11 protein-coding genes are annotated in these 13,559 nt (G+C 37.3%); 7 read left to right on the top strand and 4 right to left on the bottom strand.

The genetic code is table 11. The features are described 5' to 3' along the window. Nucleotides 1–63 precede the first annotated feature (63 nt). Entirely contained in the window at nt 64–1,287 is a 1,224-nt protein-coding gene (locus tag ACZZZW_RS02210; protein ID WP_463492163.1) for an HD domain-containing protein, read from the bottom strand. Between the two features lie 111 nt (nt 1,288–1,398). Between ACZZZW_RS02210 and porX the strand changes: the two genes are divergently transcribed. From porX to ACZZZW_RS02230, 4 genes are all read left to right on the top strand, one after another. Then, nucleotides 1,399–2,952, top strand: coding sequence for a T9SS response regulator signal transducer PorX (porX, locus tag ACZZZW_RS02215; RefSeq protein WP_055904092.1), 1,554 nt, complete (start codon nt 1,399–1,401; stop codon nt 2,950–2,952). A 183-nt stretch (nt 2,953–3,135) separates the two neighbouring features. Continuing rightward, a complete protein-coding gene (gene tsaE / locus ACZZZW_RS02220; RefSeq protein WP_055904095.1) occupies nt 3,136–3,552 on the top strand; it encodes a tRNA (adenosine(37)-N6)-threonylcarbamoyltransferase complex ATPase subunit type 1 TsaE in 417 nt (138 codons plus the stop codon). A 73-nt stretch (nt 3,553–3,625) separates the two neighbouring features. Then, on the top strand, nt 3,626–4,855 hold the full coding sequence (locus ACZZZW_RS02225; RefSeq protein WP_055904098.1) for an alanine dehydrogenase: 1,230 nt from the start codon (nt 3,626–3,628) through the stop codon (nt 4,853–4,855). A gap of 27 nt (nt 4,856–4,882) precedes the next feature. Next, nucleotides 4,883–5,566 carry a M15 family metallopeptidase gene (locus ACZZZW_RS02230; RefSeq protein WP_055904101.1) on the top strand — a complete coding sequence of 228 codons (684 nt, stop codon included), beginning with the start codon at nt 4,883–4,885 and terminating at the stop codon, nt 5,564–5,566. Nucleotides 5,567–5,629: 63 nt separating this feature from the next. Here ACZZZW_RS02230 and ACZZZW_RS02235 read toward each other — a convergent pair whose 3' ends face one another. The 3 genes from ACZZZW_RS02235 to ACZZZW_RS02245 are packed head-to-tail and all read right to left on the bottom strand — an operon-like array spanning nt 5,630 to nt 8,539. Then, complete coding sequence (locus ACZZZW_RS02235) at nt 5,630–6,130, bottom strand: phosphoglycerate mutase family protein (protein WP_055904104.1); 501 nt, start codon at nt 6,128–6,130, stop codon at nt 5,630–5,632. A 37-nt stretch (nt 6,131–6,167) separates the two neighbouring features. Continuing rightward, complete coding sequence (locus tag ACZZZW_RS02240; RefSeq protein WP_463492164.1) at nt 6,168–7,211, bottom strand: aminotransferase class I/II-fold pyridoxal phosphate-dependent enzyme; 1,044 nt, start codon at nt 7,209–7,211, stop codon at nt 6,168–6,170. Beyond that, on the bottom strand, nt 7,211–8,539 hold the full coding sequence (locus tag ACZZZW_RS02245) for a D-alanyl-D-alanine carboxypeptidase (protein ID WP_055904110.1): 1,329 nt from the start codon (nt 8,537–8,539) through the stop codon (nt 7,211–7,213). Before ACZZZW_RS02245 ends, ACZZZW_RS02240 begins: the two co-directional genes overlap by 1 nt. Before the next feature lie 51 nt (nt 8,540–8,590). On the opposite strand from ACZZZW_RS02245, the gene ACZZZW_RS02250 reads away from it, so the two are divergent. The 3 genes from ACZZZW_RS02250 to ACZZZW_RS02260 all read left to right on the top strand — a co-directional run bounded on the left by ACZZZW_RS02250 (nt 8,591) and on the right by ACZZZW_RS02260 (nt 13,496). Next, nucleotides 8,591–9,838, top strand: coding sequence for an aspartyl protease family protein (locus ACZZZW_RS02250; protein WP_055904113.1), 1,248 nt, complete (start codon nt 8,591–8,593; stop codon nt 9,836–9,838). A 91-nt stretch (nt 9,839–9,929) separates the two neighbouring features. Beyond that, entirely contained in the window at nt 9,930–12,443 is a 2,514-nt protein-coding gene (locus ACZZZW_RS02255) for a zinc-dependent metalloprotease (RefSeq protein ID WP_463492165.1), read from the top strand. 177 nt (nt 12,444–12,620) lie between these two features. Next, nucleotides 12,621–13,496 (top strand): phosphodiester glycosidase family protein, encoded by an 876-nt coding sequence (locus tag ACZZZW_RS02260; RefSeq protein WP_463492166.1) that lies wholly within the window; start codon nt 12,621–12,623, stop codon nt 13,494–13,496. The last annotated feature ends 63 nt before the right edge of the window (nt 13,497–13,559 follow it).

A 13,559-nucleotide genomic window follows, 5' to 3' on the forward strand; every position in this document is an offset into this window, starting at 1 on the left:
TATATTTTACACAATAATAAGACTTAAAACGGCAGTAAAAGTTAAATATTTTGTTAAATAAGCTTAAATCCCTCTGGGGTAACAGAGGATATATTTTTCTACTGTTTTTTGCAACGACTCCAGGTTTGATAAATCCGACGCTTTTGCGATATCAACAATATCGTTATTTTTCATTAAAATTTTAATATTTCCAACCCCGGCATTATATGCACGGTTTTGGATCGAATCCGTAAAAACAAAATACCTGGCTTCTGCCGGGTTAACCTCCAATAAGTTAACGGCTGCATCCTGCAAAAAGTTTACGCGGTCGTTATTTGCTTTTTCGTTACCCATTTCTACTTTATACAAGTTTCTGGAAGTAAGCATTTTACACAGCGTAGACAAAATTTTATCGGGGTGTTTGGCCCAAACTTTAACTGCAGCGTAAATATCCTGATCATCAAGATTGGTAAAGTGCTCCAAATTTTCATGTTGAGCAAAAAAATTGGCCTCGTTGATGTCGTTTTTTAAGAAATAATTTAATGATGGTGAAGCAAACAAACTTTCTCCGTTAACCGATAATTCTTTTGCGCGTTCCAGTAATTTCACTAAAATCATTTCGCCTGATATTACTGTTTTATGCAAATAAACCTGCCAGTACATCAGCCTTCGGGCAATTAAAAATTTCTCTATTGAATAAATACCTTTTTCTTCAATTACAAGGTTATCATCATAGATATTAAACATTTTAATAATCCGGTCGAAACTGATTACACCCTCACTTACGCCGGTAAAAAAGCTGTCGCGGTTTAAATAATCCATCCGGTCTAAATCCAACTGACCGGAAATTAACTGATGTAGAAACTTTTTAGGGTAGGTGCCGTTAAAAATCTCAATGGCGTGTGTTAAACGTCCATCAAAATGTGCATTCAAATCCTGCATCAGTTTTGCCGAAATATCTTCATGTCTGATGCCGGTAACTAACGAATGTTCCAATGCATGAGAAAAAGGTCCGTGGCCTATGTCATGCAGCAAAATGGCCAAAATGGCGGCTTCTTCTTCGCCGGGTGTAATGCTATGTCCTTTGCTTTTTAAAAGATTAATGGCCAAACTCATTAAGTGCATCGCACCTAAAGCATGATGAAAGCGGGTATGTAAAGCTCCGGGATAAACCAAATGGGTCATTCCGAGCTGTTTAATGTAACGCAAACGCTGGAAATACGGATGTGAAATTACATCGTATACCAATTCAGACTGAATGCTGATGAAACCGTAAACCGGATCATTTATTATTTTCTTCTTATTCAATCGTTAAAAATAGTTAAATAGGTAGATACGGTACAAAAATTGCTATTTTTATTTATAGTTTGATTTACCTGCCAAAATTAAAAGGCAATACTTACCTATTTTTACAAAAACATGCAAGAAACTAAGATATTATGGGCCGATGATGAAATCGACTTACTAAAACCACATATATTATTGTTAAATGATAAAGGTTATCATGTAACTACATTTACCAACGGTAACGACGCACTCGAAGCATTTGGAAAAGCGCATTTTGACCTGGTTTTTCTTGATGAAAACATGCCGGGAATGAGCGGTATCGAAACATTATCTGCCATTAAGAATTTAAATCCTGATGTGCCTGTTGTTTTGATTACAAAAAGTGAGGAAGAAAACCTGATGGAAGATGCCATCGGCAGCAAAATTGATGATTACCTGATTAAACCCGTAAACCCGAAACAGGTTTTATTAACCATTAAAAAGCTGATTGATAATAAACGCTTGGTTAGCGAAAAAACCTCTATGGCTTACCAGCAGGATTTTCGCCGTTTGGGGATGACTTTGGGCGACAGGTTAAATTACGAAGAGTGGGTTGATGTTTATAAAAAAATTGTTTTCTGGGAACTTGAGTTGGAAAAACTGGATGATCCGCAGATGCATGAAATTTTAACCATGCAAAAACAAGAGGCGAATACACAGTTTACTAAATTTATTGAAGAAAACTACCTAGACTGGATTAAGAATAAGGATACAGCACCTTTGCTTTCGAATGAGTTGTTGAAGAAAAAGGCATTTCCTCATATTAATGATAATACACCGGTATTTTTTATCCTGATTGATAATTTACGTTACGATCAATGGAAAATTATCAACCCGTTAATTTCAGAATATTTCAGAATTGATGAGGAAGATATGTATACCAGCATTTTGCCAACAGCCACACAGTACGCCCGTAATGCAATTTTTTCGGGTATGATGCCTTTGGATATGGAAAAACGTTTTCCTCAACTTTGGCAAAATGATGATGATGAAGGTGGAAAAAATATGCACGAAGAAGCTTTTCTGGCCGATAACATTAAGCGCAGCTTAAGAAAAGACTGTAAATTCAGCTACAATAAAATTCTAACTTTCGAACAGGGAAAAGATCTGGTTGACCAAACCAATAATTTGTTGCAGAACGATTTTAACGCTATTGTATTCAACTTTGTTGATATGTTAAGCCATGCCCGCACCGATATGCAGATGATTAGGGAATTGGCTAATGATGATGCTGCTTACCGTTCGTTAACACTATCGTGGTTTGAACATTCTCCGCTTTGGGATTTGCTTAAAAAAATCTCACAGAAAAAGGTAAAAGTGATCATTACAACCGATCATGGAACCATCCGTGTTAAAAAACCGGTTAAAGTAATTGGCGATAGGAGTACAAATACGAATTTAAGGTATAAACAAGGTAGAAACCTTAATTTTAATGCCAAAGAGGTGTTTTTGATTAAAAACCCGCACGATGCTTTATTGCCGAAAATCAATATCAGCAGCAGTTATATTTTTGCCCGTGAAGACAGTTATTTTGTTTACCCGAATAACTACAACCAGTTTGTAAATTATTATAACGAAACCTTTCAGCATGGCGGAATTTCGTTAGAAGAAATGATTATTCCGGTGGTAACGTATTCGCCGAGATAGTGTTAGAGATTGGATGTTAGATTTGAGACATGAGGCCGTTCATTTTCAATAGGATCGTCTTCCTGAACATGTTTAAGGATCTGTTGCGATGGTAGGGGCTTCTACAGGCTCAGGCTGACAAATCACAAATAGTAAGGCAAAAGCAATGCAATTATGTATTACTTTTGCCTTTATTTTTTTAAAATGGATATTGATGTAAATAATTTAGCCGATTTACCTGCTGTTGCCCAACAGCTTTCAGATTTTGCCGGCAACCAAAAGGTTTTTATTTTTGAGGGCGAAATGGGTGCAGGAAAAACAACTTTCATCAAAATTTTCTGTAAACACCTGGGGGTTGATGATGTGGTTTCGAGTCCTACATATTCTATTGTTAACGAGTATGAAAGTGCTAACGGTTCAGTGTTTCATTTCGATTTTTACAGGATAAAAGATATTCACGAAGCGTATGATTTAGGTTACGAGGAATATTTTTATGGTGATGGAACCTGTTTAATAGAATGGCCGGAAAGGGTAGCGGAAATCTTACCGGAAAACTATATTAAAGTACAGATAAATGTACTGGATGAAAACCGCAGATTATTCAGGCTTTCAAAGGTATAACAATTAGTTATCAATAAATTAACAGATTTTCCTTACCTTGAACAACCTAAAACTATCAAAATTTTAATTCAACATGGCTACAGGATTACGCGAAGGAATGGCCGATATAGCTCGTCAGGGTTTATTACAAACACAAGAGGCAAAGCTGGAAACCCGAAATAAAAAAAATAATCTATACATAGGTATACCAAAAGAAATTTCCTTTCAAGAAAATAGAATTGCCTTAACACCATTATCTGTGGCCTTATTGGTAAACAATGGGCATAGGGTTGTTTTGGAAACTGGGGCAGGAATAGCTGCAAATTTTTCTGATACGGAATATGCCGAGCAGGGCGCAAAAATTGCATACGATAAAAAAGAAGTTTTCGAGGCCGATATTCTAGTGAAAATTGCACCACCAATGCTGGAAGAAATCGAAATGATGCACAAAGGCCAAACGCTTATTTCTTCATTACAAACCGGAACGTTAAAACAGGATTATTTAAAAGCGTTGATGCATAAAAAAATTAATGCACTGTGTTTTGAAAACCTGCGTGATGAGGGTAATGTATTGAGTGTAGTGCGGGCCATGAGTGAAATTGTTGGCTCTACCTCCATTTTAATTGCTGCAGAATATTTAAGCAATGTTACGGGTGGCAAGGGTTTAATGCTTGGTGGTTTTACCGGCGTTCCGCCGACTGAAATTGTTATTTTAGGTGCCGGCACTGTAGGCGAGTATGCGGCCAGAACGGCTTTGGCATTAGGAGCCGAGGTTAAAGTTTTCGACAGCTCTATTTACCGTTTACGCCGTTTACAGAATAATTTGGGCAGCAGCAGGGTATTTACTTCGGTAATGCAGCCAATTGTATTAAATAAAGCCATTATAACTTGCGATGTAGTGATTGGTGCCATACGCGCCACACATGGCCGCAGCCCTTGCGTGGTGATGGAAGAAACTGTTGCCAGGATGAAACCACATTCGGTGGTTATCGATATCAGTATTGATCAGGGTGGTTGTTTTGAAACCTCAGAAGTAACCAACCATACCAATCCGGTTTTCAGGAAATATGATGTAATTCACTATTGTGTGCCTAATATTGCTTCGCGCGTGCCAAGAACGGCATCTTATGCGCTGACAAATATTTTTGCGCCTATTTTATTGGATATTGGCGAATTTGGGGGCTTAGTGAATATGGTTTGGAATAATCCGGGTATACGTGAAGCGCTTTATATTTATCAGGGAAACTGCACCAATAAAGACCTGGCTGATATGTTTAACCTGCCATTTAAAGATCTTGAATTATTGGTGGTTTCGAATCAGTAATTACGACCAACTCAAGCCAATTCTGTTATGAAAGTTAGTTGCCTTATATTTTTTCTGTCGTTTTCTTTATTTGCGGTTGCTCAAACTACCTCAAAACCTGAGCAAAAACTGGTTGTTGTAAATTCTTATACTCAATACCTGGCATCAATAAAAACAAATCCGGATAATGAACTGATAGAAATTAAGAAAGCAATTCCAAATATTAAGTTGGATATTCGTTACGCTACCAAAAATAACTTTATGCAACAAGTGATGTACAAACAGGCAAGGGCCTTTGCCAGAAAGCCTGTGGTAGAATCGTTAAAGAAAATCCAAAAAGAATTAAATAAAAAAGGTTACGGATTAAAAATATTCGATGGTTACCGTCCGTATGCCATTACTGTAGAGTTTTACAAAAAGGCAAGCGACAAAAATTTTGTAGCCAACCCGGCAAAAGGTTCTAAACACAATAGGGGTTGTGCAGTAGATTTAACATTAATTAATTTAAAAACAGGGAAAGAATTGGTGATGCCAACACCATATGATAGTTTTTCGGCTGCTGCAGCTGCAAATTATCAAAATATATCACCCGAGGCAAAGAAAAACCGAGATTTCCTGATTGCGATTATGGCCAAATACCAAATGAATGTGCTGGAAAATGAGTGGTGGCACTATGATTTTTCTGGTTGGAGGAATTACAATTTAATGGATATTCCTTTCGAAAAGTTATAGCAATTTATTTTCAATAGTTATTGGTGCTTTGGGCTGGAAATAGCGCCTATCAAAAACACAAAACTACAAATGATGTGGCCTGCCGTATTGCTCCATTTTAACCCTTGCTTTGTCTTCCTTAACTGATAATTCAAAAATATAGTCGTAATCATCATCGGTTAATTCTTCTTTTGGTTTTTTGCCACCTAGGGCCTCAATAATTTCAAGTACGGTATTGGAATGCCCTGCTACCATCACCGTTTTGCCCAGGTAATTTGTTTTAATGCTATCTACCAGCGATTTTATGTCTTTATAATCAATTACTTTCGGAATCACCAATGAATCTAATGTTTCATGCGTTCTTTTTGTTGGCGTAGCAAAAGCAACATCGAATTTTACCTTTTTTAAATAAGTGGCTAAATCTCCTGCTCTTACTCTTCCTTCATCCGAAAGGTTCGGGTTGGTATCTTGTGGGTTAGATTTATCTTTTTCAGCATGTCTAACAATCCACACGGTAGTGGTTTGTGCAGAAACAATGTTGGCAAGTAGAAGCGTTAACGATAAGAATAGGAACAGTTTTTTCATGTTATAAATATTGAAAAATTAATCGGATAAGGAAAGGTTAAAAATTTATAGCTGTTATCAACCTTTCGATATCCTCTTTTTCATGCCAGGAGGAAAGCACTATACGGTTTAAAATTTTGTCTGTAGGGTTCGGATAGGGAAAAGACGAAATCAGGATCTGCCTTTGCAAAAGATGTTGTGAAAAATTTACATCACCCAGTAGATACACAGGGAAACCCGGCTCACATTTCCAAGTAAGATTTGAAACCGTTTCGAACATTGCCATGTTGTTTTTCAGTTTGTTTAATGCTTTGTTGTATATTTCTTCAGCATGGATAAATGCATAAAGCCCCGCCGCACTGGATGGGGAGGCCCCAATAAAAGTATTAGAACTTTTAAGTTTATTAATTACTGAATTTGAAGTTAAAACAATACCAGCATCAACACCCAATGCCTTTGCCATTGAGGCAACCACTACATTTTGGATGTTTTCTTGTTTGGGGAGGTTTTTGATCGTACCCATCCCATTGTTATTTACGCCAATCCCGTGCGAATCATCTACAATGAGGGTAATATTTTTATCTTTTCGGATCTCTTTTAGAAAATTGAAATCATAAATTTCAGGGATGAGGTTGTTCATCGAATTGCTGATCAAAACCCAATTTTTCTCTTCGGATAAATTTATTTTTTCAGTCGTTTCTACCGCCCAATCACTAAATAAACCTAAATTTTTGACCTGATTTTCGCTTAACCAAAGCGCAGGATGACTACCTGGGGCATATACCACTTCTGAAGATTCGGATAGTGCTTTAACCGTGAGCTGAGCTGCTAAATATCCACTTGAAGTAATTAATGCTGCTTCTGTACCATACCTCACCGCGGCTATATTTTCTGCTTCATCATAAATGCCCAGTTGAATATTGTTTGTGCGACTTGTACCGTTATTTAAACCATATTTCTTAATTCCTTCAATATAAAGATCGATAAAAGGCTTGTTTTGAGGAATACCCAGATAAGCAGTTCCGCCAAAATATAAATACGATTTACCATCAATATTGATGCTGTTAGAAAAAGGCTGGGTAATGGATTTAAAATCTGGCATTAAAAATTATCATGTATATAAGTTACTATCCTCACCATTTCTGCCCGTACCTCTGCTGTTGGTTTTATAAAATTATTGTTCATAAAAGAGTAGATATAGGTTTTGCCTTTTTTGGTAAGTACATACCCGCTTTGATTATGTACCCCGCCCAGCGAACCTGTTTTGCCATATACAAAAGGTTTGTCGGTTTTAGGGTAGGCATTTTTTAAGGTTCCGCTTTTTCCTCCCGCAGGAAGCATATCGAATAATTTTTCGGGATTATTTACCATCTTATAAATAGAATCCAGTAAATAAACATTGTCGCGGGGCGTAAACAAATCCTGACGGGATAAACCAGAGCCATCTACCCATTTTACTTGATCCGGTAAAAAGGAGAGGTAATTTTTTGTAATGTGCTCAATTGCTTTTGCTGTGCTTAAGGTATCTCCAATCTGGTTTGAGCAAACCAATAATAAGTGTTCGGCAATAAAATTATCGCTGGGTAACATCATATGTTTTAAAACCGAATCGCGTTTTGCGCCAGGTAAAGTTTTAGCATCAGCTGGCATTTTATACTTTATAATGCCTACAGGTTTATGCAAAGTATCTGCAAGTATTTCTACGGTAACCTGTGTACTGGTTTTATACGGATTTTGTTGGTTATAACCTGGTTTTACAGCAACGGCAGGATAATGGAACCGGTTGGTTAAAAAATCTCTGGTTACTTGAAAATTGCCTGTAGTTTTTGTAGAATCTATTTCGAAACAAGGTGCAAAAACCTTTGGCTCTATATTAATTTTGTTTGGAGAGGCATAGGTAGAAGTAACCATATTATCCATAATCGGCATTTCTGTAATTTCCGGCTGGTAGTAATAATCATAATCATCCCAGGCCCAGCCATCGCCAAAAAAATTACCTGCATAGCGGCCCGGCGCAAAAAACAGTTTTTTGTTAGAAGCCAAAAGAAAATTATAGGCCGATTTATCTTTTACAGCAAACTGTAAAAATGCCGGATCGCCTGTTCCCCAAAAAATTAAAGAATCGTTCCGCTCAACATATTTTAGTGCAGGCATTAAATCAGGAATCATTTTCATGCTTGCAAAAAAAGTATAGAGTTTTGTATTAGAGGCAGGAGTAAAATACTTGTCGGCATCTTTCTCAAAAATCATTTTTTTATCAGTAGGATTAAAAAGTGCAAAACCAACCTGATATTGTTTAATTACCTGTGAGTTTTTAAATTCTTTCGCCACCTTATTCGAAATAATTTTATTGGTTGAGCAACCGGTTAACACACAAATAAATAGCGTAAACGACAGAAAAATGAAATTTTGATTTTTAAACTTGAACATGTTCTAAATTTAGTGGGAATAATAAGCAACTAATTTATTAAATTTAGTTTAATGTTAACCAAATATAGCCCCGGTGTAATAATCTGTTTACGTAAACTAACCATTTGCCTGGGTTTTTTATTTCTTGCATTTTCGGGTTTCTCTCAGGAGTTTTTATTCAAAAGAAACCGGCAGAAACAATCCATTGCTTTTAAGTGCATTAAAAACCTAATGGTAATTCCGGTTTATGTAAACGGCAAAGGCCCGTTTGATTTTGTTTTGGATACCGGTGTTGGACCAATGATTATAACCGATCCTTCAATTATTGATTCGTTAAACTTTAGCATGCTCCGTAAAATTAAGGTTTCGGGCCTGGGCATAGAAAGCGTAGAGGCCTATGTATCGCAGAGTTTGGATGTTAAAGTGGGCAATACGGCTATAGAGCGTATACCAACAGCAATTTTAAAAGAAGATCTCTTTAATTTATCAGGACATTTGGGATTAAAAATTTATGGTTTATTGGGTTACAGCTTTTTTAACAGTTTTATTGTTGATGTACGGTACAGCGAAAACAGGCTGATTATTTACAATCATGAGGCGAAAATAAAATATCGAGGGAAAAAAATCCCCATCCAGATAGAAAACCAGAAACCCTATATTTTGGCAAGTATAGAAATACCAGATAGCGGAACCGTTACAGCCAGGTTTTTAATGGATACAGGTGCCAGTCATGCCTTATCGATGGAAATGCTGAACGGAACAGAATTTCCTCTGCCCGAAAAAAAAATTAAAGCCAATCTCGGAATGAGCCTGAGTGGACAGATTAAAGGCTATGTTGGCCGTTTGAGTAAACTTAATGTAGGCGGTTTTGTGTTTAAAGATGTAGTTGCAGGTTTTCCGGATTTTAAAACGATTGCCAATAAAATTGATTTATCAAAAAGGAATGGAAATTTAGGGGCTGATCTGCTTCGGAAATTCAATATCCAGTTCAATTACCAGGATGGTTTTATTTACGTTAAACCCAATGGCGCGAGTAAAACTCCTTTTGAGCACGATATGGTAGGGATGGTTATTTACCTTGATCAAAAAGATTATAAACGATTGATTATTGGAGAAATAGATGAAGATAGCCCTGCTGAAAAAGCCGGATTATGCCCCGATGATGAAATTATTGGTGTAAACTTTAAGGGAATAGATGCATATTCGTTAAACGATCTTACCGAATTATTTAAATCAAAAGCAGATCGGAGCTTAATTTTCGAAATTTATAGAGATAAACAAGTTTTTTTTAAAGTAGTAAGGCTCGAAAAGAGGATTTAACAGAGGTAATCTTCCTGTTACAAAAGAATTGTGGTGTAACAAGATTTTAACTTTAACCTCTTATTGCCAAGCAAACTAACTTTATAAACACATGAAGAAAAACTTTAAGGTACTTGCGTTAGCGGGTATCGTAGCACTTGGTGTAGCCGGATCAAACTCCGCCTATGCCCAGAAAAAGTCTAAAACCACAAAAGGAGCCACACCAGCTACTCCGGCCACCACAGCAGCAGCACCTAAAAAAGAAGGAATTAAACCATTTTCAGAGGTAATTACTGCAAAAGCCAGAACAACAAACGGTTTGTTCAAAACACACAAAGTAGATGATAAATGGTATTTTGAAATACCAGATTCGATGATTAACCGTGAAATGCTTGTGGTTACACGTTTGGCAAAAGTACCGGCAGGCGTTAAAGTGGGCAACCAGCAATATGGTGGTGAAGAACTGAACGAACAGGTTTGGAAATGGGAGCGTAGAGGCAAGCAGGTTTATATCCGCGTACCAAGTTACTCAACCAAAGCAGATCCGAACAGCGATATGTACGAATCGGTTCAAAACTCCAATCTGGCGCAAATTTTAGCCAGTTTTGAAATTAAAGCTTATAATAAAGATACTACAGGTGTAGTGATTGATGTTACCGATTTTTATAATGGTGATATAATGGCAATCGGTGCAACCGATCAGATGCGTAAAGCCTATAAAGTTACCGTGTACGATGCCACGCGTTCATACATCGATACCGTTAAAACTTTCCCGATAAACCTTGAAGTAAAAACTGCGAAAACTTATCGTGCGGCCGAATCGCCAACTGATAACAGCAATGCCGCTGTTACTTTTGAGTTTAATACCTCAATGTTATTGTTGCCGAAAATACCTGTTAAAGCCAGAATAATGGATAACAGAGTAGGTTTCTTTGGTCAATCGCAAATAGATTATGGAACCAATGCACAAAAAGCAGAGCGTACCGCATACATTCACCGCTGGAATTTGGTACCGAAAGATACCAACGCCTATAAACGTGGCGAACTGGTAGAACCTGTAAAACCGATTGTGATTTACATTGATCCGGCAACACCAAAAAAATGGGTGCCGTTTTTAATCCAGGGAATTAACGACTGGCAGGTAGCGTTTGAGGCCGCAGGTTTCAAAAATGCCATAATAGGTAAAGAAGCACCAACAGCGCAGCAAGATCCTCAGTTCAGCGTAGAAGATTCGAGATATTCGGTTGTGCGCTATTTTGCATCTGATATTGCCAATGCATACGGACCGCACATCAGCGACCCTCGTACCGGCCAGATTTTAGAAACACACATCGGTTGGTACCATAACGTAATGAACTTATTGCGTAATTGGTATTTTGTACAAACAGCAGCCATTAACCCCGAAGTACGTAAAGCGCAGTTTACAGATGCACAAATGGGCGAATTGATCCGTTTTGTTTCTTCACATGAAATTGGCCATACCTTAGGTTTGCCACACAACTTTGGTTCTAGCTATGCTTATCCGGTTGATTCTTTAAGATCTAAAACCTTTACAGATAAACATGGTACCGCACCATCAATCATGGATTATGCCCGTTTTAACTATATCGCACAACCAGGCGATGGCGTAACCAAGCTTCATCCTCAAATTGGCGAATATGATAAATGGGTTGTAAAATGGGGCTACTCATGGATTCCTGGAAATAAAACTGCCGAGCAGGAAAAAGAAGTTTTAGACCAATGGACTTTAAAAAATGCAGGTAACCCTTTATATTTCTATGGCCGCCAGGGAACTTCTTTAGATCCACGCTTACAAAGTGAAGATTTAGGTGACAATGCCATGAAAGCAAGTACTTATGGTATTGCAAACTTAAAACGTATTCTCCCTAATGTAGAAAAATGGACATATCAAAAAGGTAAAGATTACAGCGATTTAAAAGAAATTTATACTGAAATTGTTGGCCAGTTTAACCGTTATATGGGTCATGTGGCAACAAATGTTGGTGGTTTGAGTGAAAACTTTAAAACTTACGAGCAAAAAGGACCTGTTTATGCTTATTTGCCAAAAGCCAAGCAAAAAGAAGCAATTACTTTCTTTAATCAACAATTGTTTACCACACCATTGTGGTTAATTAGCAACGATCAATTGAGCAAATTTGATAACGGCGTGTTATTAAACCGTATTAAAGGTGTTCAAACCAATACCTTAGGCAATTTATTATCAGCATCACGTATTGCACGCTTGTTGGATAATGAAACCAAAAACGGTGCAGCAAAAGCTTATACATTACCCGAATTATTTACTGATTTAAGGTCATCGGTTTTTGTGGCTGGTAGAGCAGATGCCTTTAAACGTAACTTACAACGCGCTTATGTAGACCGTTTACAAGATTTAATGACAAAAGATGCTGATCTTCCTGTTGGTTTCCCGGTAGATTATGCTGCGAGTTATGGTTTAACGCCAATCAATGTAGGTTTATCAGATATCAGACCATTGGTTAGAGCTGAATTGAAAACACTCTTGGCTACAACAAAAGCCAGGGCAACAGCAGGCGATGCCATTACAAAAGCACATTACGAAGATTTGAGCATCAGAATTAAAGATATTTTAGATCCGAAAAAATAAATGGTTGAAGTAAAAGCAATCATTTAAAAATCATTCATTCAAACATTTTTTGCGTTGCTTAAACCTCGCAGGTTATAAACCTGCGAGGTTTTCTTTTTATTGATACCTTTTGTATAATTCTTGATGCTTTAAGGGAAACGCTAAATCGTTTTTTAATTTTATTGCAAAACCAGAATTATGTTCAAAAAGCTAATATTTTCACTTACCTTACTAACAATCGGTTTATCTGCTTTTAGTCAGAGCAACGATTCTTTAGCCGTCGTAAAAGCCAAATGGCAGAAAAATAAAATTGCCAAGCAGGTGGTTTTATACAGGCATCATTTTGATCAAAAAAATCTTTTCACTGCAAATGAAAATATTTCGTTCTTGGAAATAAAAAATACCGGACGTAAAGCTGTATTTACCATCGGTGCAGAAGAAAAAGAATTGATTACCACCAGTAATTTCGGTTTAAGGGATACAGCTATAGCTGCGGTAAATGGCAATTTTTTTGATGTAAAAAATGGAGGATCGGTAGATTTTGTGCGCGTAAACGGAAATACCATCAATACCAACCGTTTAGATAAAAATAATAGCCGCGCAAGGCACCAGGAAGCGGCCATTGTAATCGAAAACGGAAAAATTTCAATCCAAAAATGGGATGGTTCTGCTGATTGGGAAACTAAATTAACGGCAGAAAATGTTTTATTGAACGGACCGTTATTAACATTAAACAGTATTGATGAAACATTGGATACGGCAGGCTTTAACCGCTTGCGCCATCCACGTACCTGCCTGGGCATGAAACCAAATGGAAGGGTAATTTTATTGACGGTTGATGGAAGAAACGAAAATTCAGCAGGCATGAGTTTGTTTGAGCTTACCAAACTGATGCGCTGGTTGGGTTGTACAAGCGCGATAAATTTCGATGGCGGCGGCTCTACCACACTCTGGGTAAATGGAATGCCAGATAATGGCGTGGTAAATTTTCCAACAGATAATAAAAAATGGGACCATGAAGGGCAGCGGAAAGTAGCAAATGTAATTTTAGTAAAGAAGCCAGCCAGGCGATAGCCGCTATCGACCATAAGAATGTTTAGCTCTGGTTAAAAAAACTTATTTTAGCCAAAGATTTTT

Source organism: Pedobacter sp. AC379, assembly GCF_979258145.1.